At 45.4% G+C, this 23,221-nt stretch carries 22 protein-coding genes; 13 read left to right on the top strand and 9 right to left on the bottom strand.

The window, feature by feature from the left end; genetic code table 11:
* The first annotated feature begins 19 nt into the window (after nucleotides 1-19).
* From fghA to R7E42_RS10490, 4 genes are all read left to right on the top strand, one after another.
* Nucleotides 20-859: an S-formylglutathione hydrolase gene (gene fghA / locus R7E42_RS10505; RefSeq protein ID WP_064354455.1), complete on the top strand. Its 840-nt coding sequence runs from the start codon at nucleotides 20-22 to the stop codon at nucleotides 857-859.
* 444 nt (nucleotides 860-1,303) lie between these two features.
* The gene (locus R7E42_RS10500) at nucleotides 1,304-1,759 is read left to right on the top strand and encodes a hypothetical protein (protein WP_005374384.1); all 456 of its coding nucleotides are present in this window, start codon (nucleotides 1,304-1,306) and stop codon (nucleotides 1,757-1,759) included.
* A gap of 5 nt (nucleotides 1,760-1,764) precedes the next feature.
* Entirely contained in the window at nucleotides 1,765-2,862 is a 1,098-nt protein-coding gene (locus R7E42_RS10495) for a GGDEF domain-containing protein (RefSeq protein WP_005383270.1), read from the top strand.
* 24 nt (nucleotides 2,863-2,886) lie between these two features.
* Nucleotides 2,887-3,276 carry a hypothetical protein gene (locus R7E42_RS10490; RefSeq protein WP_246542522.1) on the top strand — a complete coding sequence of 130 codons (390 nt, stop codon included), beginning with the start codon at nucleotides 2,887-2,889 and terminating at the stop codon, nucleotides 3,274-3,276.
* 108 nt (nucleotides 3,277-3,384) lie between these two features.
* Here the strand turns inward: R7E42_RS10490 and R7E42_RS10485 are convergent, their stop codons facing one another.
* Both R7E42_RS10485 and R7E42_RS10480 read right to left on the bottom strand, forming a co-directional pair.
* Nucleotides 3,385-4,188 carry a Cof-type HAD-IIB family hydrolase gene (locus R7E42_RS10485; protein ID WP_054575260.1) on the bottom strand — a complete coding sequence of 268 codons (804 nt, stop codon included), beginning with the start codon at nucleotides 4,186-4,188 and terminating at the stop codon, nucleotides 3,385-3,387.
* A gap of 94 nt (nucleotides 4,189-4,282) precedes the next feature.
* Nucleotides 4,283-5,170, bottom strand: a complete 888-nt coding sequence (locus R7E42_RS10480) for a LysR family transcriptional regulator (protein ID WP_213965755.1) — start codon at nucleotides 5,168-5,170, stop codon at nucleotides 4,283-4,285.
* A 126-nt stretch (nucleotides 5,171-5,296) separates the two neighbouring features.
* Here R7E42_RS10480 and R7E42_RS10475 point away from each other — a divergent pair, with 126 nt between their 5' ends.
* The 3 genes from R7E42_RS10475 (at nucleotide 5,297) to R7E42_RS10465 (ending at nucleotide 8,574) form a co-directional block, all read left to right on the top strand.
* Nucleotides 5,297-6,163 carry an MBL fold metallo-hydrolase gene (locus R7E42_RS10475; protein ID WP_025545336.1) on the top strand — a complete coding sequence of 289 codons (867 nt, stop codon included), beginning with the start codon at nucleotides 5,297-5,299 and terminating at the stop codon, nucleotides 6,161-6,163.
* On the top strand, nucleotides 6,157-6,777 hold the full coding sequence (locus R7E42_RS10470) for a DsbA family protein (RefSeq protein WP_031848865.1): 621 nt from the start codon (nucleotides 6,157-6,159) through the stop codon (nucleotides 6,775-6,777). The genes R7E42_RS10475 and R7E42_RS10470 overlap by 7 nt, the downstream gene beginning before the upstream one ends.
* A 117-nt stretch (nucleotides 6,778-6,894) precedes the next feature.
* Entirely contained in the window at nucleotides 6,895-8,574 is a 1,680-nt protein-coding gene (locus tag R7E42_RS10465; RefSeq protein ID WP_318072635.1) for an RluA family pseudouridine synthase, read from the top strand.
* A 97-nt stretch (nucleotides 8,575-8,671) separates the two neighbouring features.
* On the opposite strand, the gene R7E42_RS10460 is transcribed toward R7E42_RS10465, so the two are convergent.
* Nucleotides 8,672-10,012 (bottom strand): MATE family efflux transporter, encoded by a 1,341-nt coding sequence (locus R7E42_RS10460; protein WP_064354450.1) that lies wholly within the window; start codon nucleotides 10,010-10,012, stop codon nucleotides 8,672-8,674.
* Between the two features lie 507 nt (nucleotides 10,013-10,519).
* Here R7E42_RS10460 and R7E42_RS10455 point away from each other — a divergent pair.
* The gene (locus tag R7E42_RS10455) at nucleotides 10,520-11,668 is read left to right on the top strand and encodes a GGDEF domain-containing protein (protein WP_318072634.1); all 1,149 of its coding nucleotides are present in this window, start codon (nucleotides 10,520-10,522) and stop codon (nucleotides 11,666-11,668) included.
* A 3-nt stretch (nucleotides 11,669-11,671) separates the two neighbouring features.
* On the opposite strand, the gene R7E42_RS10450 is transcribed toward R7E42_RS10455, so the two are convergent.
* Both R7E42_RS10450 and R7E42_RS10445 read right to left on the bottom strand, forming a co-directional pair.
* Nucleotides 11,672-11,953: a hypothetical protein gene (locus R7E42_RS10450; RefSeq protein ID WP_005374405.1), complete on the bottom strand. Its 282-nt coding sequence runs from the start codon at nucleotides 11,951-11,953 to the stop codon at nucleotides 11,672-11,674.
* 132 nt (nucleotides 11,954-12,085) lie between these two features.
* The gene (locus R7E42_RS10445; RefSeq protein WP_137282907.1) at nucleotides 12,086-12,370 is read right to left on the bottom strand and encodes a pyrimidine/purine nucleoside phosphorylase; all 285 of its coding nucleotides are present in this window, start codon (nucleotides 12,368-12,370) and stop codon (nucleotides 12,086-12,088) included.
* 328 nt (nucleotides 12,371-12,698) lie between these two features.
* On the opposite strand from R7E42_RS10445, the gene R7E42_RS10440 reads away from it, so the two are divergent.
* Together R7E42_RS10440 and R7E42_RS10435 are read left to right on the top strand one after the other, a co-directional pair.
* Entirely contained in the window at nucleotides 12,699-13,202 is a 504-nt protein-coding gene (locus R7E42_RS10440) for a DUF2850 domain-containing protein (protein WP_005374408.1), read from the top strand.
* Between the two features lie 369 nt (nucleotides 13,203-13,571).
* Nucleotides 13,572-16,118 carry a glycosyl hydrolase family 18 protein gene (locus tag R7E42_RS10435; protein ID WP_137282908.1) on the top strand — a complete coding sequence of 849 codons (2,547 nt, stop codon included), beginning with the start codon at nucleotides 13,572-13,574 and terminating at the stop codon, nucleotides 16,116-16,118.
* Nucleotides 16,119-16,286: 168 nt separating this feature from the next.
* On the opposite strand, the gene R7E42_RS10430 is transcribed toward R7E42_RS10435, so the two are convergent.
* Nucleotides 16,287-17,144 carry an alpha/beta hydrolase gene (locus R7E42_RS10430; RefSeq protein WP_017633823.1) on the bottom strand — a complete coding sequence of 286 codons (858 nt, stop codon included), beginning with the start codon at nucleotides 17,142-17,144 and terminating at the stop codon, nucleotides 16,287-16,289.
* 128 nt (nucleotides 17,145-17,272) lie between these two features.
* The gene (locus R7E42_RS10425) at nucleotides 17,273-17,863 is read right to left on the bottom strand and encodes a TetR/AcrR family transcriptional regulator (RefSeq protein WP_005374416.1); all 591 of its coding nucleotides are present in this window, start codon (nucleotides 17,861-17,863) and stop codon (nucleotides 17,273-17,275) included.
* Between the two features lie 250 nt (nucleotides 17,864-18,113).
* Between R7E42_RS10425 and R7E42_RS10420 the strand changes: the two genes are divergently transcribed.
* Nucleotides 18,114-19,139, top strand: coding sequence for an acyltransferase (locus R7E42_RS10420; protein ID WP_318072633.1), 1,026 nt, complete (start codon nucleotides 18,114-18,116; stop codon nucleotides 19,137-19,139).
* A gap of 420 nt (nucleotides 19,140-19,559) precedes the next feature.
* A complete protein-coding gene (gene nhaD / locus R7E42_RS10415; RefSeq protein ID WP_005374422.1) occupies nucleotides 19,560-20,990 on the top strand; it encodes a sodium:proton antiporter NhaD in 1,431 nt (476 codons plus the stop codon).
* 37 nt (nucleotides 20,991-21,027) lie between these two features.
* On the opposite strand, the gene R7E42_RS10410 is transcribed toward nhaD, so the two are convergent.
* Entirely contained in the window at nucleotides 21,028-21,423 is a 396-nt protein-coding gene (locus R7E42_RS10410) for a GFA family protein (protein WP_017821038.1), read from the bottom strand.
* 201 nt (nucleotides 21,424-21,624) lie between these two features.
* On the opposite strand from R7E42_RS10410, the gene R7E42_RS10405 reads away from it, so the two are divergent.
* Nucleotides 21,625-22,233, top strand: coding sequence for a YitT family protein (locus tag R7E42_RS10405; protein ID WP_005374427.1), 609 nt, complete (start codon nucleotides 21,625-21,627; stop codon nucleotides 22,231-22,233).
* A 72-nt stretch (nucleotides 22,234-22,305) separates the two neighbouring features.
* Here the strand turns inward: R7E42_RS10405 and R7E42_RS10400 are convergent, their stop codons facing one another.
* Nucleotides 22,306-23,124 carry a hypothetical protein gene (locus R7E42_RS10400; protein ID WP_238844228.1) on the bottom strand — a complete coding sequence of 273 codons (819 nt, stop codon included), beginning with the start codon at nucleotides 23,122-23,124 and terminating at the stop codon, nucleotides 22,306-22,308.
* Between the last annotated feature and the right edge of the window lie 97 nt (nucleotides 23,125-23,221).

The following is a 23,221-nucleotide window of genomic DNA, read 5'->3' as shown; positions in this document are numbered from 1 at the left end:
CTAATTAGAGAGTTTATTCATGACCATTGAAAATGTAAGCCAAGCCAAAGTGTTTGGCGGTTGGCACAAGCAATATACACACGAATCCAATGCCCTAAACTGCACCATGCGCTTCGCGATATTCTTGCCACCTAACGCAACGAAATCAAATCCCGTACCCGCGCTATACTGGCTCTCTGGTTTAACGTGTACCGATGAGAACTTTATGCAGAAAGCGGGCGCATTTCGTATGGCGGCCGAGCTTGGCATTGCGATCATTGCACCAGACACAAGTCCGAGAGGCGAAGGTATCGCTGACGACGAAAGCTATGACCTAGGAAAAGGAGCTGGCTTTTACCTTAATGCGACGCAAGCACCTTGGTCACTGCATTACTGTATGTACGACTATGTGACTGAGGAGTTGCCTGCGATCATCGAAAGTAACTTCCCAGTCTCTGACGTGAAGTCGATTTCGGGTCACAGCATGGGCGGCCACGGAGCGCTCACCATTGGTCTGAAAAATTCAGAACAGTACCGTTCTATTTCAGCGTTCAGTCCAATCAGTAACCCAATGCAATGCCCTTGGGGACAAAAAGCCTTTACTGCTTACTTAGGCAAGGAGCTTGAAAGCTGGAAGCAATACGATGCAAGTGAACTTCTAAAACAACAACAATCACCATTACCAATTTTGATTGATCAAGGTGATGCTGATGGCTTCTTAAATGAGCAGCTTAGACCGGAAGCGCTGATTGCTGCGGCAAAAATACACGATTCAAACCTAACCTTGAGAATGCAACCAGGCTATGACCATAGCTATTACTTCATCTCAAGCTTTATTGAAGAGCACCTCAACTTCCATGCAAAATATTTGTTTGCATAGTTAATTTAAGTAAGCTCATGAAATAAAAAATAAAGTCACCAAAACTAGGTGACTTTATTTTCTTTACGTACTAACAAATACATATCTGAATATCGATGATTTAAATATGTAAAATAATGTAACTTAAGAACAAATTCGACATCCATTTCTCGCCTTATTAAATTCTCATTTCCGACACAGTATCTTTATTAAAAATGACACAAAGTTGCACTAAAAACCAATTAAATACCGCGAAATCATTACGAAACTCTACCATCATCCCAATACTCTGAGCTTTTAATTAAGAAGCAACTTAATAACCTTGACGTGACGTAAACCGACAGTTATTTTTGAAACATAACGTATTATAAAATCTCATCCGGTTGGCTCTATAATTATAAATAAATTACCGCTAGCACCTTTGTCCTAGCTAAGAAAAAAGAATAAAACTCAAAAGGGCATATGATGAAAAAGATAGTCGCGCTAGGTCTGTTTTTTGTTGCGCCATTCTTGTCTGCAAATACGATCGTATTTAGTAGTAGCCAGCAGCCTAGTGTCATACTGGAACTGGAAGAGATCCAAGCTTTACCTACCACTAGCTACACGATGACATTGCCTTGGCTTCCTGCCTCGTCAGAGTTTTTAGGCGTTAAACTCAGCACGCTTCTTACACACGTCTACGGAAAGGTACCAGAGCAGGTTGATATCAGCAGCTTAAACGACTATCACTCGACATTGTCCCGACAAGATATTCTTCGATATCAACCAATACTGGCTTATCAACAAGATCAGAATTACATAAAAGTCAGGAATAAAGGCCCTTTCTGGGTGATATATCCACTCAATCTCTATCCAGAGCTAAACTACAATAAATATCATGCGCAAATGGTATGGCAAGTAAATGAAATAAAAGAAAAATAATAAGAATGAAGTTATCAGAACCCTATTCTAAGAAACAAAGAATATTGCAATATTCTACCACCAGCAAAATGCTGCTGGTGGTGTTTGCCGTTTCTTTGCTTCTCGCGAATGTCGTGCTTTTACAGCAAACACGTTCACTCTCACAAAATTTTAATAACGAACAAAAACAAGCGACTTGGTTTTTATTCCAACTCTCCAAAGAACTATCAGAACTTGTCGGCGAGGCCAGACGGTTAGATGAAAACGTATTGAATATTGATGGTGCAGAGCTTCAATACGAGTTAGCGTGGAGTCGCTTTGACTTATTGACCAGTAGCACGAAAGCCAATAAGTTCTTTTCTCGGAACAACATGCACCTTTACTTCATTAACCTTTTTGAAGAGTTCAAAGAGCTAGAAAAACAACTAGTAGAAGCTAGAACAGGTGATAGCCAAGCTGCTGCTGCATTTTATCGTTCAACTCAAACACTATATTTAGGCTTAATAGACTTCGTTAATCAAAACTTTCGTCTAAGCAGTAAAGCTTATGAAGCACAAAAAGGTCAAACCCAGCGCTTAATGCAAGCACAATATATGTTGTTTGCGACGTTCGTTTTGTCGATTATCTCTCTAACTTATTTCTTTTATCGTGAATCCCATTTTCATAGAAAATTGGCGCTAAGCGACCCTTTGACGAACCTAGGGAACCGCAATGCACTATTCATAACCCTAAACAAATTTACTCAAGAAAAAAGGCCCTTTTCTCTCTGGATTCTAGATTTAAATGGTTTTAAAGAAGTCAACGATACACACGGACACCAAGTTGGCGACACTGTACTGCGGGAAATCGCTAGGCGGCTTAATTCTATGGCACTCAATGATTTTACTGTTTATCGCATGGGAGGAGATGAGTTCGCGGTTATCCTTGAAGGTGAACATCTCAATGAAGAGAACGTACGTGAGCAGATAAATACCGTCTTTGATGCACAAATATTAAACTCCGATAAAGTCTCAACACTTTCAACAAGCATGGGCTTAGCGCAATACCCTAAAGACAGTGACAATGTTGACTTTCTTATCAGCATAGCGGATAAGCGCATGTACAAAATGAAATTTCAACGTTAAACGGTATATATGATGAGAAAGTTCATGCAAGTACTGCTTCTACTGGCAGTCATTGCGGCAGGTGTGTTGGCTTGGGTATTTATTCCATCGCACGAAACCATCGGGCAAAAAACGCTTGAGCAGGCACTCAACGACGACTACAGCCTAGTTGGGCATCGAATCTACTCAACCGATCCGGATGCTGGCAACCGATTCGGCTACTTCGTATTGGCAACGGGCCAGAGCATTGAAGAGCAAGAGCCGTTTTTGGTCACTTCGGATCAGTTTATTCGCATGGAGCAAACGGGTGATAATACCTTGTCTGTGACCGTCAATGGCCGTATTTACCATTATCATAACGACTTGTGGGTGCCAAAATCGGATGGAAAGTTGCAGCACTTTTTGGTCAGCGCAACTGCCAACTACGTGCGCTAAAAAACGGGAACATTACTACCCCCTCCCACCACACACACAAAAAACAAAGCCCCGCATGCACTGCGGGACTTTTACGTGAAGAAGAAAATAACATCGAAAAAATGAGCGTTACTTCGCTAACACTTTCTCTTTAATCACTTTGAGTACCCCAGCCTCTTGGTTGCTTGGCGCAGAATAACGAGCAATTTTCTTAATCTCTTCGTGCGCGTTGGCAACCGCGTACGAATGCTCACTGACTTGCAGCATTTCGAGGTCATTGAGGTAATCACCAAACGTCATTGTTTCTGCCGGAGTAAAATTCATCGTCTCTTGAAGGTGCTGAATGGCCGCGCCTTTAGACGCCTCGGCATTCATCACATCCAGCCAAATTTTTGCGCTCACTACGACTTTATGCGTTGCGCCAAACTTCGCGTTCATGGTCGGGAACAGGAGCTCTTCCGAACCGTCAAAGTGACAAATTGCTACCTTAATAAACTCGTCTTCGACCTCAAGCAAATCCGGCACATATTCACAGCGGTGGTAGTACTTTTGAAATTCTTCCAGCGATTGCTGATCATGCGTTTCGATGTACGCCGAGCGCTTGCCACACAATACGATGTTCGCCCCGTCAATCTCACGAGCCGCTTTCACAATCTCCAACACTTCCGCTTTAGGAATGGTACAACTGTAGAGCTCTTTGTCTTGGTACATCACTAAGGTGCCGTTTTCAGCCACATACAACAGTCTGTCTTTGATTGGCGCGAACGTGTCTCGCAGACTGTAATACTGACGACCAGACGCAGCGGAGAACAAAATGCCTTGCTCTTCCAGTTGCAAAAACAGATCGAAAAACTCTGGATCCAAACGACCGTACTGGTCAAGCAATGTGCCATCCATATCGGTAGCAATAAATTTGATGCAAACTTGTGACATTAACGAAAACTCTAAATGATGCTGCGAAAATATATCCATGTAAGGTACAGGATCTTGTATGAATCTCAAGTCGGGATGACGACGCTTTTCGCATTCACCAAGGGTGCTGCTTAAAGTAATCTTCACTGTGATCGATGAAAGCTCTCACCGCAGGAGACAAGTGTTTACGTGATGAATACAGCGCGTAAATGTTGAGATCATTTGGCTTCCAATCCGGCAACACCGACTCAAGCTGACCCGATTTGAGATAGATATTGCTCAAATAGGTTGGCAGCATCGAAATACCCATGCCTTGCAAAGCGCCATGCAATAACGCCGTGGCCTCATTGCTGGTTAGGCGACACTCAATTCCCACCGATTCGAACTGGTCGCCCTGAGACAAATGCCACACGTGACGCTCAAAGTTTTTGTATCCCAAACAGTCGTGTGAAGATAAATCTCGCGGATGCGCGATCGCGTGGTGAGTTTGCAAGTATTGTGGCGATGCCACCAACACCGATTCACACACCGCAATCGGCTTACCAATCAAAGAAGGATCGGGATCTGACGCAATTCGGATTGCCAGATCGATGCGTTGCTCGGTTAGATCACTCACTGAGTCTTGCAGATCTATGTCGATATGCACTTTGGGGTGCTTTTGCATAAAACTGTTTACTACTGGGATCAACTGTGAGAATCCAAATGAAGTGCTAGACGCGAGACGGATTTTTCCGGACAGCTCACCATCAACGGCAATGTTCGACGTCAACGTATCGGCCTGTTTTAACCAGCGCTCAATCTGAGGCAAGCTGCGCTCCCCTGCGGTGGTGAGCGACACCTTGCGCGTGGTGCGGTGCAACAAACGAGTTTGCAGCCAGTTCTCCATCGCCTCTACATAACGAGTCACCATAGGCCGAGACATGTCTAACCGCTCTGCGGTCGCGGTAAAACTGCCAGAATAGACCACATCCACAAATACTTTTGCTGCCGTTACTCTGTCCATACATTTGCTCGAAATAAGAAATAGTGATGCACATTATTGTGTATTTTTCCGAGCGTATCAATTTCCTAATATAGCTCCCGTTCCCAAGCCGTCGTCGCTTGGCCCCAAATTCTTTAGGAGCTTATTATGAAAAAATTCACTTTGATTGCTGCATCCGTTTTAATGGCAAGCCCTGTCCTAGCGGCAAACCACTCTCCCCTTACTCTTGAGGTTTACAACGCCGACGGTAACAGCTTCCACGTTAACTCAACCTTGGTATACGGTGAGACTGACGCCATGGTCATCGACACTGGCTTCACCAAAGCTGACGCGATGCGCATTGCCGCTAAAGTGTTGGACTCAGGCAAAACGCTTAAAACCATTTTTATCAGCCAAGCGGACCCAGACTACTACTTTGGCGCAGAGGCCCTACACCAACAGTTCCCTGATGCGCAGATCATCGCAACGCCTGCGGTTCAAAAAATTATTAAAGAGAAATTGGCTGGAAAGCTGGCGTACTGGGGACCAAAGCTGGGCGCAAACGCACCGGTAAAACCAGTGATCCCTGTCGCGTACGATAAAGCATCATTAGAGCTAGAAGGTCATAAGATTGAAATTCGTGGTAACCATGGCACATCAGCACACCGCCCTTACCTATGGATTCCAGATAACAAAGCGATTCTAGGTAACGTAGCCGTGTACTCAAACGTACATTTGTGGATGGCCGATGCCGCTGACCAAACCGCTATCAATGCTTGGGAGCAACAGCTTAGCGAGATGCTTGCGCTTAAACCTCAAGTGGTCATCCCTGGTCACATGAAAGCAGGCACAAAGCTGAACGCAGACACCATTCACTACTCGCAACAATATTTGCAGGATTTTCAGCAAGCGAAAAAACACAGCAATAACAGCGTTCAACTCATTGACACCATGTCAGCGAAATACCCAGAAGCTCAATTGCCAATCGCGCTAGAAATCGGTGCGAAAGTGCATACTGGTGAAATGTCATGGTAACCGTGCATTACTTCTTCGATCCCATGTGTGGTTGGTGCTACGGGGCATCACCACTCATCGAAGCCTTGATGGACACCTCTCAATTTAAGGTAGAGCTTCATCCCGGCGGTATGATTGAGAAACGCGCGATTGAATCTGAATTTCGTCAGCACATCATCAACAGTGACGCTCGTATCGCAACCGAAACCGGAGCAACGTTTGGTGAAGCATATCTGCAACGCGTGAAAAGCGAAGATGCGTTTGTTCTTGATTCTTACCTACCAACACAAGCGATCTTGAGTGCGGAGAAAATGGGGCTGAATCCATGGCACATGCTAAAGGCCATCCAATCCGCGCATTATCAGCTCGGGTTAAAAGTGAATGAAGCATCGACGCTCAAAGCCATTGCAGAATCGCTAGGTTTAGCAAACGATGCGTGGGAGCAAAACATGGCGTTAAGCGAAGCCGAACTAAACGAGAGAATTCGCTCTAGCCGACAGTTGATGCGCCAGTTACACGTTGGTGGTTATCCAACCCTGATTGCAGAAGTAAATGGCGAGTACTTGACCTTGCCGCACTCGACCTACTACGACAAACCGGCGCAGTGGAAGCTTGCATTACAAAAACTGCAATAAGCTCTTCCCCACTCGCTCTTGTTCTTAATCCAAGAGCGAGTGCCAACACCGACATGGCAATCCTGACTCAAACAGGTACAATCCTCGCTCGATTTTTTACTCGCGCGGATACCCACCATGCACTCGCCTGAACATTGTTTTACTCGTTTTACTGCTGATACTTCTGACTATGAATTACCAACGCAGTTTACGTTTCCGTTCTACTACACGCCGCATCCTCTTTGCGTTATGGCCGCAAAGCAATTGCAGCAGCACTTATTAGCGCAAACCGACTTCGAACACGATTTTGGTTTGGTTAATGAAGAAACGGGGCGAGGCAAAATGTTTGGCGTATTGCTGGTAGAAAGCCCTCAAGGCGAGCTCGGCTTTTTAAGTGCGTTTTCTGGCAAAATTGCCGACCAAAACTTGATTCCAGGATTTGTCCCTCCTGTGTACGACATGCTGACCGATGAAGGCTTCTTCCGCGCAGAAACGGATGCCATCAACGCCGCCAATGCGGAGTACAAAACCTGTGCCGCGAATCCGGAATTGGAGGATCTTAAAGCGCAAATCCAAGCCGACCGAGCCGCTTATCAACAAGAAGAGCAAACACAGCGCCAAGTGATGATTGACAGCCGCGCCGCACGCAAACGACAGCGCCAACAAAGTGAGCAAACGCTCAATGCCGATGATCTCAAAATCTTGTTGGATGAGCTGGGTAAACAAAGTGTCGCCGAGAAAAACGTTCTCAAATACTTAAAGCAAGCGTGGGATGAAAAGCTTGCAATCAAAGAAGCGCGCTTGGCCGAGTTAGAGCAGCAACTTGCTCATCTGAAAGAGCAGCGCAAGACACTCTCCAACGCTTTACAGCACAAACTGCATAAACAATACCGCTTCCTAAACAGCCATGGCGAAGCACGCGACTTGGTGGACATTTTTGCGGACACCACAAACCCAATACCACCAGCAGGTGCAGGGGAATGTGCTGCGCCAAAACTGCTCCAATACGCGTTTAAACACGAATTCAAACCGCTGGCGTTGGCAGAATTTTGGTGGGGTGTTTCGCCAAAGTCTGAAGTTCGCCAACACAAAAAATTCTACCCATCGTGCAACAGCAAATGTCAGCCGATTTTGGGCCATATGATGCAAGGACTGGATGTCGAACCTAACCCATTGGCGGAGAATTGGGCAGAAGACAAAGAGCTAGAGATAATCTACCAAGACGACGCTATGGTCGTTGTCAACAAGCCCTCGGGCTTACTTTCAGTGCCGGGTAAAACCATCAAAGACTCTGCTTATACTCGCCTACAAGCGATGTTCCCTGATGTGGAAGGGCCGTTTGTGATTCATCGCCTCGACATGGCGACCTCTGGCATTTTGGTGTTTGCCTTAACTAAGCGCGCGAACAAAAGTCTGCAAAAACAGTTTATGGCTCGCGGCGTACAAAAACGTTATATGGCACTACTCGAAGGCGTATTGAACGCGCCAGAAGGGGAAATTTCACTGCCAATGCGTGGTGACCCCGACGACCGCCCACGTCAACTGGTGTGTTTTGAACACGGGAAACATGCAGAAACCTACTGGCAACTGATTGAAGTCAAAGATGGACGCAGCAAGGTATACATGTATCCGAAAACCGGGCGAACTCACCAACTACGTGTACACAGTGCTCATCACATGGGGTTAAACATGCCGATGGTTGGTGATGGTTTATACGGCGAAAAAGCGAATCGCTTACACCTGCATGCTGAGATGCTAGAGCTGGATCATCCATACAGCAAAGAGCGCATGGTGTTCAAAGCTGAGTGCGAATTCTAACGTCTTCCCGAGTTTAAATAACAAAAAGGCACTGACTATCAGTGCCTTTTTTGGTTTCTAACAACAGAATAAGCGTGATGCGCGATACCGAAAACCGTTAGCTCACCTTAAACTTGGTCCACACCTGAGAGCGCCAACGCCTTGCCATGATGATACCACGCACCCATTCATCGAGTGCGATTGCCATCCAAGCCCCTAAAACGCCATACCCCATGTGAATGCCAAAGATGTAAGAGAAAAGCACGCCTAGTCCCCACATACTCAAAATCCCCATTTGCACTGGGAACTTGATGTCACCCGCGCCTTTGAGCCCCGCGATAAAAATCAGGTTAAACACACGTCCGGCCTCGAGCAAAATTGAGCCCATGACTAACGAACCTGCCAATGCGAGTATCTCTGGTTGATCGGTAAATACGCGCAGAATCTCTTCTCTAAACAGGTAAATCAGTGTGGTTGCCGCCGTTGATGCCACAAATCCTACTAAGAAGTAGATTTGTACGCGTTTTAAAATGCTGCTCACCCAACCTTTACCGATGTAGTAACCAGTCTGAATTTGCGCTGCCTGACCAATTGCCAGCGCGAAAGCAAACGAGAAACGGGCAATGTTTTGCGCATAAGTGAAAGCCGCTAACGATGCCGTCCCCATTTGCACCACAAAATACACAATGCAGATTTGCGCCACGTTGTAAGACAGCACCTCACCCGCGTTCATGCCGCCGATTTTTAAGATCTTTTTGTAAATCTCTACGGGCACTTGTTTCATGGTCGACATTGGTAGCTCAATGCTGCTGCGCGCGAGAATAAACCATAACATTAACGTACCGATGACTTGGCTGACGACGGTTGCTATTGCCACGCCTTGCACGCCATACACAGGTAAACCAAATGGCTGGTAAAGCGCAATATAGTTACCAATGATGTTGAACACACCCGAGATCAAATTCACCACCATTGGGGAACGTGAATAACCATGACTACGCAGAATAGTTGTAAAAACAACGCCAATCGTAACGTTAAACGTCATCGCACCGCTTATCAGCAGATATTCATGAGCGTACTGCTCGACTTGCGCTTCCAAGCCGTAATACGGGAGTAGATATATCGCACCAAGCACGGCAATCACACTCAATAGCACACCGACGAGCACAGACAACGCAATACTCGCAACACCAACGCTCACTGACTCTTGCTCGCGTCCAGCGCCATTGTATTGGGCAATCAAAATCCCCGTACCGCTACTGACAAAGGTCGAAACGATGATTAAAAAGAAGGTAATCTGCGTGATCACACCAACAGCGGATACGGCTTTGTCTGAGTAGCCACTCAGCATGAACACGTCACTGGTTCCTAAAGCCGTCCGTAGCAAAATTTCGACAAGAATTGGCCAAGCTAATGCCACGATGGACATTCGTTGGTTGATGTTTTGGCTTTTAGGCATGCTTGTAACCTTTCCTACAACTAAAAACTGCCTCACAATATTTGTGAAGCAGTTTAAAAATAGTGACTCGAACGAAGCTCGATATGAGGTTGTGATTTAGCGCGGATTCTAGTCGCATATTGGTCATAACGACAACAATATTTCGCCCTGTTTCGGAAAAATATTTCTAATGCATTTTCGAAACGACATATGCCTTGACGATACGTAGAGCAGAGATTGGTGAACAATACTCTCAATCAACGAGCACCGAACAGAATCAGGATAATCAATAGAAATATCTCCAACTAGATACATTACTTTGAGTTATCAGTCCAACCATATAGAGCCATGAAGAACCGTCATGAAAACCTGCATGCGCCACCATTCCTCTTTGAACACTCGCACCAAATCACACTGATGGCTTTGCACTAAAAATGACTGATATCACATTTGGAAACTTTGTTGTTCTATTTATCGCGAAAATACCGCCTAGAATAAGCGTACACGTTAATTAAGCAAGGATACGTAATGTCGACATTGGCTGGGGCGCGCTTAGAAGAAATGGCGGACATCCGTTCAACAAGAAAAAAGAAAATTGTCTTTTTATGCTCCAGTATCGCCGCTGCCTGTTTAACTTATGGTTCCATTGCTCAATCACTTGAGAATAACTGGGGTTTAAGCTTTTTCCATGCTTTGTGTGCCTTGGCATGCTTAGCAATCAGTTATGTAATAAAAGTCCAGCGGCACCATCAATACGCCGACTTATGGCTAAGTGCTGTCTTAATGTTCGAAGGGTTATTGTTACTTCTGTATAACGACGCTCCGTCAGGCAAAATGTTATGGCTATATCCTATTGTCGCCACTCTAGTATTAATTAATGAGTTTAAGGTCGGTCTGTTGTTCAGTGGCACCTACATTTTACTGATCTTTTTTGGGGTCGCTTTTTTAGATCGACTGCCAACAGCCACAGAAATCATAGAGCGGAGATTGATGCTGACCCTGATAGCGACCGCGTTTGTGTGTCACACGTTCTCGTATTACTACACGAAAGTCCTCAATTACATTCAAACACTGTATCGTGAGGGGATTGAGGAGTTAGCATATTTTGACCAGCTCACTGGGCTTGCCAATCGCTGGAGCTTTGAAACTTGGGCGCGCGCAAAGCTCGATGAAATCAAGCACTCATCTGATGACAGCATCACCGCATTGGTCTTTCTCGATATCGATAACTTCAAGCACATCAACGACACCTACGGGCACGATATTGGTGACCAAGTACTTCAAGCCTTCGCCACTCGATTAAAAAATAACATTCGCAACAAAGACAGAAAAACAGATAAACACGACTACTCCATCGCTCGATTTGCGGGCGACGAGTTTGTAATCATGCTTTACGATGTAAAAAGTAAAGATGACCTCGACAGCATCCTAAAACGGATCGTGAATCTGTTTCCGACAGGTTACCGAAGCTACGATATGATTAACGAGTTAACAATGAGTGTAGGTGCTGCTATCTATAAGCAAGATGCAAAGGATTTGTCTGAATTGACTCGATGTGCAGATAAAGCAATGTACGCAGCTAAACATACTGGTAAAAACCAGTACGCCTTTTATGAGCACTGCAATACGGAAGAACAGTCAACATCTAATGCATCAGCGGTACCAGAAGCTTGCTAATGACTAAGCGAACACATGCATCACCCAAAGCCCCACAACGAGGAATACGATTAACCACACTACTTGCAACGTTCTGTTCGGCTTGTCTTGCTGACGAGTGGGGTGATCTTTAAACGCACGGCCCTTCATTTTGCCCATTAAGCTCTTTCCTAGAGCACGTCGATAAAATTCACGTCTCTTATGAGCGGCATTGGCAACTTCGGTAAAGCGCTGTCTTTGCTCATTGGTGAGATCTTTGTCCTCGTAACGAGGAGGGAGATCAGAATGCTTGCGTTGTACTGCCATCACTTCCTCCCTGGTCGATGGGTACATTTTTATTAAGTATATACCCAAATAACCAAAAAGATGCGTTATAAGTGAAGCACATAGACGAAAAAACCACCCGAAGGTGGTTTTATGACGAGCAACAAATGAACGCTAGAAGTACTCACATAAATACGCAGTCGCTTCTTTCACTTGAAGCTCAAATGAAGAATTACCTTCCACTTCAAAAAACTCACCACTTTGATAAGTCGTCCAATCGTTCTCGCCAACACGCTTGACCACAAGCGCACCTTTTACAACCGTCATACGCTCTGGTGCTTGAGTACCAAACGTGTACTCACCAGGAAGCATCACACCAACGCTAACATCCTGATCTTTCTGGTTAAAGCCTAGTGATTTTACACTACCAGCAAAATAGCTATTTTCCTTAATATTCATTATTGGTTTCCTTATCAAAAGTCTGCTCTTTTTTACCTTGTTTCTTTCCGTTACTCAAGCTTTGAAAGCCATTAAACTCAACGTAATAACGCACATCCTTTGCTACTGAGCGAGAACCTTTTTTCGCGAGGATTAATCAGGCGACCTAAACCGAGCAAGAAAACCTGCGAAGTAATGAATGTGAGCAAACAACAAAACCATCAATAAGATGTGTATCTGAATGTAAAAGTGGACATTAGATCATAGTTTCGTCGTCTCAATGGCGGGATTGTTTGTTTTTAAAAAGGAAGGTTTCCACCATGTTAAAAAAGTGGAGAAAATTAGATCTATGACGGACTCGACTCGCCGAAGGCGAAAAGCACGACAAGAACCAAAACTTTCATTTTTGGCTCGCCACCAATCCAAAATCCTCAAGAGTACATTTGTCTGCTTCGGGATGGGTCTGTTGACGTTTTTTGGCTATCAAATCCACCTCTCCTATCAAGACCACATTGATCCGGAAAAGGTGTACGGCGAATGGATTGAGATTGGCGCGCCACCCTACCAAACAGAACGTCTCGTTTTCACTGAAGATGGGGTATACCGAAACCATCGACTTATTACGACGGAATTTGAATTCGATGGCAAGGTCATCACGTTGAATACCGGATTAGGAAAGACAGCGTATCAGATCTCGGGCTCTCATCTTTCACCTCAAATACGCCGTATTGAGCCTCTTATTCCAGATCAGCGATTCATTCGTAAAGGATTTGAGCATACCGTTCAGGGCTCAGAAACCGGTGCAGCCTCTAAACGTCGCGCCGCGTTGAGTGAACACTTCAGCCGTGACTAGTATGTCTTCACGGCTATTTTTCCTTTCAATTCTCTTTCTATATCAATGAAACAAAACCTTAATAAACAACAAAATAAGGCCTTCATCGCATTTAACCAACTCGTTACTGAGTAAACAATAATTTTAGTTTCTGCTGAGATTTTATAAATTATTGACTCAGTCTGACACTTTCTGTGTAACAGAGTGCGAGTTTTAGTTAAGTTCTCTCAAGTGCCTCGAAAACCGTCTTAATTTTTTTTGACGAAAAAAAACTCTCTGAAATGCTGAGTGTGATGCTTTTGCACGTGGAGTAAATCCAATCATCTTATCTGGTGCAAGAGCAGCCTATGTTCTAGGTAGAACATGAATCCAAGGATTGAGAGAGAAGTTATGATTCGATTTAACCTATGTGCAGCTGGAGTTGCTTTAGCGCTATCAGGTGCTGCAGTTGCGGCTCCAACCGCACCAAGTATCGATATGTACGGTTCCAACAACCTTCAGTTTTCTAAAATTGAACTCGCGATGGAAACCACGTCAGGCTACTACGACATGGTGAAATACCATGAGCAAGCGAAGATCACTGTTAAATTTAACCAGTGGAGTGGCACACCTGGTGACACTTACAACGTCTATTTTGATGGTGTAAAAGTAGCAAGCGGCCCTATCACTGGTAGCCAAACGACAGCTTCGTTTGAATACGGTCAAGGTGGCTTATACCAAATGGAAATCGAAGCATGTGATGCGACAGGTTGTGCGAAAAGCGCACCAGCTGAAATCACGATTGCAGATACCGATGGTTCTCACCTGAAGCCACTAACGATGAATGTTGATCCAAACAACAAAACCTACAATACCGATCCAAGCGTCGTGATGGGTACGTATTTTGTTGAATGGGGCATCTATGGCCGTGACTACACAGTCGATAATATGCCGGTCGACAACTTGACTCACATCCTTTACGGTTTTATCCCAATTTGTGGCCCAAATGAGTCTGTGAAGTCTGTTGGCGGCAACAGTTTCAACGCGCTACAAACTGCTTGTACAGGTGTGCCTGATTATGAAGTCGTTATCCATGACCCTTGGGCTGCTTATCAGAAGAGCTTCCCACAAGCTGGTCATGAATACAGCACGCCTATCAAGGGTAACTACGCAATGCTAATGGCATTGAAACAACGTAACCCTGATCTAAAAATCATCCCATCGATCGGTGGTTGGACACTGTCTGACCCATTCTTCGATTTCGTGGACAAGAAAAACCGTGACACATTCGTCGCATCAGTTAAGAAGTTCCTGAAAACTTGGAAATTCTACGACGGTGTTGATATCGACTGGGAATTCCCTGGCGGCGGCGGTGCAGCAGCCGATAAGGGCGACCCTGTAAACGATGGCCCAGCATACATCGCACTGATGCGTGAACTGCGCGTAATGCTTGATGAATTAGAAGCTGAGACAGGCCGTACTTACGAGCTAACGTCCGCTATCGGTGTCGGTTACGACAAGATTGAAGACGTAGACTACGCAGATGCGGTTCAGTACATGGATTACATCTTCGCAATGACTTACGACTTCTACGGCGGTTGGAACAACGTTCCTGGTCACCAGACTGCGCTTTACTGTGGTTCATTCATGCGTCCTGGTCAGTGTGACGGTAGTGGCGTTGATGAAAACGGCGAACCGTACAAAGGTCCTGCTTACACAGCAGATAACGGCATCCAACTTCTTCTTGCTCAAGGCGTTCCTGCGAACAAGCTAGTACTTGGTACAGCAATGTACGGTCGTGGCTGGGAAGGCGTAACTCCAGATACGCTAACCGATCCAAACGACCCAATGACAGGTACTGCTACAGGTAAACTGAAGGGCAGCACAGCGCAAGGTGTTTGGGAAGATGGCGTAATTGACTACAAAGGCATTAAGTCATTCATGCTAGGTGCAAACAACACTGGTATTAACGGCTTCGAGTACGGCTACGATGCACAAGCAGAAGCACCATGGGTATGGAACCGTACTACGGGCGAGTTGATCACATTTGATGACCACCGTTCAGTGCTAGCAAAAGGTAGCTACGCGAAGTCTCTTGGTCTTGCTGGTCTATTCTCTTGGGAAATTGACGCGGATAACGGTGACATTCTAAACGCGATGCACGAAGGTATGGCTGGTGGTGTGGTTCCTCAACCAAACCGTAAACCAACCGCAGCCGCTGGCGCAGATCAATCGGTAACAGGTCCTGCAAATGTGGTTCTAGATGGCAGCCTGTCAAAAGACTCTGACGGCACCATCGCAAGCTACGCTTGGGAACAAGTATCTGGCACAGCAGTGGTACTAACAGGTGCAAACACAGCGAAAGCAAGCTTTGATGCAGCAGAAGTTACTGTTGAAGAGCAATTAACTTTCAAGCTGACGGTGACTGATAACGAGGGTGCAACGGCATCTGACCTCGTTGTAGTAACAGTGAAACCAGCAGGTGTTGTTGACCCAGTGAACAGCGCACCAGTAGCACAAGTTGTTGCTCCAGCAACAGCAAACGCTGGTGACGTTGTGGTTGTAGATGCATCTGCGTCTAGCGATGCAGACAACGATACCCTGACATTCAACTGGACTCTACCTCAAGGTCTGAATGCAACGGTTGAAGGCTCTAAAGTCACGTTCACTGCTGCGGAATACCCGCAAGACACAAGCTTAAGCTTCACTGTAAGTGTGAGCGACGGTAAAGCGTCTTCATCGGCAAGCGCGACAGTGGTTGTTGCACAGCACGCAACCGATCCGAACCCTGGTACTTGTGACAACGCATGGAATGCGAGCGCAGTGTACACAGGTGGTAACCAAGTGACTCACGCAGGTAAAACGTGGGAAGCGAAATGGTGGACTCAGGGTGACGATCCTAGCCAATCTGGCGAATGGGGCGTTTGGAAAGAAGTTGGCGTAGCTAACTGTAACTAATTTCAGCCTTGCAGACGTTCTGCTAAATAAACAAAGGACAGCTTCGGCTGTCCTTTTTGGATTTAACCTCTTAACGAAGAGAGCAACACCAGAGACGAAAAAATCTGAGGTGTTACTTTCAAATCGAATTAGCGCAAAACGGAGCGAGTCAATCAGTAAAAGTAAGGGTTACCAAGCACTATCGAGCAAACGGTCAAAACTACTGAAGACTTGCTCACACTTCATCACTCGACCATGCCCCTGACCTTGTGTTGTCACTAACTCAACGTTTTTAATCTCTTCAGCCGCTTTTGCCGAGACACTGTATTTGGTGAACTTGTCTTGCTCATCATGAATAATAATGGTGTGAGACGGACGCTCAGACAACCGCTTCATCGGATCAATGGACTGTAACGGATAACCAAATTGGTCTTCAACTTCTGAAACCACAGCATTAAAAAGCTTCATCGAGTAACCGGAACGTGCAATGCTACCGAATAAGTTCTCTACGTAATTTAATACCGGAGCAATAAGCAGCAAAGGCTTGTTTTCTAACTTACTGTGCCTACACTCAAGAGCAGAAGCGGTGCCCATGCTGTGCCCAACTAGACCAACAATATCCTCGACAGTATCCAACACATCTTCTAATCCTCTGACAAACCCCGGAATGTGCCCATACTGCCCCTCACTCTCACCATGTGCCGGATGATCGTACGCCAAAGCAGTAAACCCTTTCGACGCAATATGTTCCATCAGTGGATAAAACTGACTTGCCGTTCCAGACCAACCATGAGTTAGCACCCAAATAGGTCCAGAGCCCAAAGTATAGGTTTTGATGATGCCTGCATGCCCTTTAATTTCACCTTTGATAAGCCCTTGAGGTTCAATATTTTTAGGTTGCGTACGAGCAGGTGTCAGGAGAAGCTTGCGCGCGGTCTTCTTTGCATGTGACGGGGCCAGTGTATGGTGTAACCGAGTACTAATGTTCACCAAACTGCGCTTAATACTGAAACGTTGCGATGTATTAAAGTAAATTTTTTCACTCATAATCATGTCCTTAACTATCAGCTTTGCACAAAATAGAACGGTCGTGCTTTTTATACTGATAAGAAAGAGCGAACTCAGCCGCTCTTTGTGATTTTATGTCTACGAATCTGGGAAGCGAATAACCGATATTAGCCTTTCCAGCGAGAAAATAAGTTGTCGATCCCTTGCCAAAACAGACGCAAGCTTTCTTGCTCACCTTTAATTGAGTAAAAAACATGCGCACTCAAATAGAGACCGTACAAATCAAACGTTGCTTGGCGTGTATCTAAGTCTGCTGCAAATTCTTGCTTCTCTTTGCCTTTCGCTATTTGGATCTCCAAATAACTCAGCCAAGTGTCTATGGATTTACGCAGTCCGGCCTGAAGCGGGCAATCTTTATCTGCCGTATCATTCCAAGCGTCAAGAAACATACAACTTCCTTGGAATGCGTGATTCCAAGTCATCCAAGAGTCGAGCAACCCTCGAATTTTACGCTCGATATTGCCATCCCCGAGTTCTCGAGCAGGCTCAATAACCCGATCAGCGAACACTTTATTGGCGTGATCAAGCACCGATAGCTGTAAATTCAACTTCGAATTAAAGTGGGCAAACAGACCACTTTTCGACATACCGCATTGCTTGGCTAACTCTCCAATCGTAAGACTTTCCAATCCGTCTTCGCTGGCGATCTCAAAAGCCCGCTGCAGAATAAACTCTTTTGTCACTTTTCCTTTTTGCATAGTCTTATTTTTAGCACGATCGTTCTTTTTTGCAATCTCGAGTTAACTGGTCTAACCATTATTCAGTGCTATTTTCGACTCACGAATCAGGTATTGATTGCGTTAATAGGTTAATAATTAAGAAGTTTGAAGTAAGTCTTAATTTTCAAAACAGCTTCAATGTAAGCGCAAGTCTGTTGACTTTTTCACGTATTACTTCAGTAACAACCTGCTATTTTCACCTAAGTTTTTTATTTAGGTAAACAATGTAATGGCAAAGAAACAAAAAATAGCCAGCTTAGAGTTTGCACGTATCATTGCGATGCTTGCGATTGTGGGTTTGCATTGCCAGATGGCACTGACGTACTGGCAGTGGAATGGGATACCATGGGTTGGCTATATGCTCAACCAACTGGCTCGTTTTGCTGTTCCGCTGTCCTTTCTCATCTCGGGTTATCTAATCCAGCCGAAGTTGAGTCATTCACCTATCGATACTCTGAAGAACTACGCCAAACCGTTAATGAAGGTTTGGCTCATTTGGAGCATGATCAGTTTACTGATGCCATTCCAATGGCAGACGGTCGCTGAGGCAGGGTATCTCGCCGAAAGGCAAGGTTATTGGGGGTACTTAATGTCAACCCCGATCAATTCACTCATCGAAGGCGGACTCGTTCATCTGTGGTTTATTCCGGCTCTGGTCATTGCCGTAGCGTTAATTGCCTTTCTCGTGCATATCAATATGGCGCAAATGATACTGCCAACTGCAGTATTGCTATACATATACGGGGTCTTTGCTGGCAGTTACGCGACCATTACCGACCTGCCAGCGCCTTTCTTTACTCGTAATGGGCCTTTTTTCAGCACGTTGCTAGTTGTTCTGGGTTATTTCGCACGAGAAGCGCAGTGGCGGTGGTCGCGAAACAATACGGTTCGATGCATTATTCTTGGCATGGCACTGCATTTTGGTGAAGCTTACTGGCTGATGCAACATGACATCGCTTTCAACTCGCACGACTTCCTATTCGGTACCGTTATCTGGGCTGTAGGTGTCTTTATGTGGTTTTTGGCTCACCCTCATTTTGGCGACATGCCTTGGATCTTCAAACTATCTCCTAGCGTGTTAGGGATATATGTTAGCCATCTGCTTATCATAATTGTCATGATGAATGTCGCTGGATTTATCGGGCTGCAACACCTCGCGAAAGATGTGTTTATTTATCCTGCAACGATTGTTGCAACCATACTGCTTGTGAAAGCAATCGACGCTTCACCGTTGAAAAAATGGCTCCTACGCTAAATGCATTCAGCTCTAGATATAGCTAGCTTTAACTCAAAAGGATTAGAGCTAGCCAGTTAAAAATGAGATTTCTCTCTCACTGACCAATTTTTGACTTTCTAATCCTTCAGAATTTGCTTTCACTCACAAAAAACATTGTTCATTTCCTTTAAATTGACTCGACTATTACAACATTGCTCATTAAACGGAGGCTGTATGTGGGCAGGTCAAGGACTCGTTCCTTTTTTAGAGATTAGTCACTGGTTAACTTACGGTTTATATGCCGCTGCGGTTTTATTCGGCGCAGCAAGCATTGCGTCACTCAGAAAATAGTGGCGCACACTATCATTTCCTAACTCCTACTGTTAATTCGAGCTCTCTCACAACTAACTCATTCATTTGTGGCTAATATTTCTCCAACCAGACAAAGGAGAAATGTCTATGCCAATCTATCCAATTGTGGCTTTCTGCTGTTTGTTGTTCTCTAGCGCCACCTTTGCTGCATCAACCAATGAACTGAACCTTGTTAATTCTGGTGTCGGTTACGCGGCTCTGATTATCTTTTCGATCGCTTACATACTGGTTATGTTGGAAGAGTATCTGAAAATGAGAAAATCCAAGCCAGTGCTGCTCGCTGCAGGATTAATTTGGATTCTGATTGGCTACACCTTTGCTCAACACAACCAGCCTGAAATCGCCAAATCCGCACTAGAACACAACTTGTTGGAATATGCCGAGTTGCTGCTGTTTTTGCTCGTGGCGATGACTTACATCAACGCAATGGAAGAACGCAAACTCTTCGATGCCTTACAGGCGTGGATGGTTGGTAAAGGTTTTGGATTCAAAAAGTTGTTCTGGCTGACGGGGTTTCTCGCTTTTGTCATTTCACCGATTGCCGATAACTTAACTACGGCCCTTTTGATGTGCGCTGTAGTGATGAAAGTCTCTGGTGATAATCCTAAGTTCGTCAATCTTGCTTGTATCAACATTGTTATCGCAGCCAACGCTGGCGGTGCATTCAGCCCATTTGGGGATATTACAACCCTGATGGTGTGGCAAGCCGGTCATGTCAGCTTTGCTGAGTTCATTCCGTTGTTTGTACCGTCATTGGTGAACTACTTGGTTCCCGCGTTTTTGATGTCACTGTTTGTTCCAAACACAAAACCGAATACGATTCACCAACACGTTGAGCTAAAACGCGGGGCAAGGCGTATTGTCGCATTATTCATTCTGACGATTGCCACCGCAGTCTCTTTCCATGCTGTGCTGCACTTCCCACCCGTTATGGGCATGATGATGGGCTTGGCGTACTTACAGTTTTTCGGATATTTTTTGCGCCAAACTCTCAAACACTCACTCGCAAAAAAAGCAGCTATGGCAATTGCCAATGGCGATGATCAGGCATTGAAGCGCTTAGGCTCAGTGGTTCCGTTTGATGTGTTTCATCGTGTGTCTCGAGCCGAATGGGACACCTTGTTGTTCTTCTACGGTGTTGTAATGTGTGTTGGCGGTTTAAGTTTACTTGGCTACCTCGAACTGGTTTCAAACGTCATGTACACGCAATGGAACCCTGTCTGGGCAAACGTAATGGTTGGTGTCCTATCTGCAATCGTCGATAACATTCCGGTTATGTTTGCTGTACTGACCATGGAACCAAGCATGTCGATGGGCAACTGGCTACTGGTCACATTAACCGCAGGTGTCGGGGGCAGTTTGCTTTCCATTGGCTCCGCGGCAGGCGTCGCTTTAATGGGAGCCGCGCGTGGACAATACACCTTCTTTGGCCACCTAAAGTGGGCTCCCGTCATCGCCTTGGGTTATGCCGCCAGTATTGCGGTACACTTGTGGATGAATAGCGGTTTATTTACTTAAAAGCACCGACAATCAGGTGCTTAACTTGCAACACAACCTAGCGGTCGGATGGATGGTTAACGCCATCCATCACTTCAATCGCTCCCAACTCATATGGGTTGACGCCCTCTAAGCAGCCGACATTATAGCCATACTCACTCGGGTCAGAACGACGCTGATGGTGCGTATAAATTCCGCACTCGCCACAGAAAAAGTGCTTCGCAGTGTGTGTATTAAATTGATACTGCTTCAAGACGTCTTCGCCTTGCACAATACGAATACCGTTCAAAGGTACAGACGCGACAATCGCGCCACGACGTCGACACATAGAACAGTCACACCGTCTCGGTTTCTCAATACCATTGGGTAACGCCAGTTCCAACTCAACTTTTCCACAGTGACAACTCAGTCGATGTAATGTGTTGATTTGGGTGTTGCCAACTTTCTTAATCATAACTTTTCCTTGTTGTTTTTCTATCTGTGTACATTATGTTAAACAGGTTAATATCATCATAATCTCGTCCAAAAACTCGACATCCATCACTTTTCGCGACATTTTATTGGCCGATTTGTTAGTTGCTATTTTGGCGACTGTCTATCGCGTCCGTGAGACGTGTTATCTCCGGCGCGGTTTTTAAACCAAGGAAATTAATTTATGGACAAAGATCATAGCCTAAGAGAGAACCTCTTGGCTCTGACGCTCGGCAGTGCGTTGGTGTCACTTGGGGTGATATTTTTTAGCAAAGTAGGATTGCTCACTGGCGGTACGGCTGGTTTGGCGATCTTCCTAACCAAAGTGAGTGACTTCAGTTTTGGTCAGATATTTTTCGCTCTTAACCTCCCTTTTTATATTTTATCTGTGATGCGCATGGGTTGGCGCTTCACTATCAATACCTTTATTGCGGTTTCGATTGTCTCTTTTGCGGTCGATCATCTGCATCATGTGATTGAGATTTCACGAATCGAACCTTTCTATGCGGCACTTTTGGGTGGTGGGCTGATTGGAATCGGTATGTTGGTAATTTTCCGTCACAAAATGAGTTTGGGTGGCTTTAACATTCTAGCGTTGTACCTTCAGGAACGTTTTGGAGTTCGAGCGGGTAAAGTTCAAATGGCGTTAGATTGTGCCATCGTGGTGATGTCACTGTTCATTGTAGATGTGCACCTTATCGCTCTATCTGTTCTAGGTGCCATCGCAACAAACTTGATTTTGGCGATGAACCATAAACCAGGACGATACCAAGCAAAGGCGCAAGCAGCATAATCATCGCTGCATAGTCAACAACCCTAAAGCCCCCAGCCAGTCGCTCGGGGCTTTTTTCATTCTACGCTAAGATCACGTCAACGAGCTCGTTTTGCAGTGCTGCTGCATCTCCTCATCCAATTTAGCTTTATATTTCTGGCTAAGATGGAAGTGTACTTGCATCAGCAAGTCATGTGCGTGGAACAGCTCAAGCGCGTCGCTACCATGTTGCTGACAAATATCTTCACAGCGCTCAGCATGCACTTTGGCTTCTTGCGGTTTATCCGCTTTAAGCAAGCTCATAGCTAAGCGATACTCTGCGCGCTCTTCTTGCATCCAACCCCCTGCCACTTTCCAATAGTCTAGCGCGAGTGTTGCTGCTTCTAACATCTTCGATGTTTCCATGCACGTGCGCTCAGCCAGCGCTTCGTACTGACATGCTAAGTTGTTCGCAGTGATCGCGATAGCGCGCGCTAATGGCCCTTCTGCATCGTTCGGCGTCATTCCTAACGCTGCCTTCACCAACCATTGACTCGCCAGTTCAAGCTGAACAAGTGCAGAAAGTTCATTCGAAATCAAAGCGTAAACTCGGCGTTGTTCTTGCTCTTCCAATAATTCCATATTGTCAGTGCCATCTACGAAATAGCGCGCAACGGCAATACTGCGTTGAAATGCCAAACTCTCGGCAACCTTGCGTTCATCAAAGTGCTCTAAACAAGTAAGAAACTGTTCTGGGCACTGGAGATGCCCAATAGCGGTATGCAGCATCAATGCGAATATTCGCTCGATTTGGGTAACGTCTTCCACCTCGCTCAGAGCCGTTTCTAGCTTAGCATAAACTTGTTCGGGATTTTCCTCGTGATGCTGCCAACACTCTCTCATGAAGGCATCAAAATCCGTTTTGAAAGGCATGTCCTTATTGTCCTTCTTCTATTCATATAACGATTATGAAACTCTACACTATCGTTACCCCTGTGTAGCACGCTTAATCCCAATACGAGAATCGCCT

The sequence above is a fragment of the Vibrio sp. Vb1337 genome, assembly GCF_033338715.1.
GTDB lineage: Bacteria > Pseudomonadota > Gammaproteobacteria > Enterobacterales > Vibrionaceae > Vibrio > Vibrio alginolyticus.
Note: the sequence above shows the minus strand (reverse complement) of the source record. Positions and strands in the feature narration are given on the sequence as shown.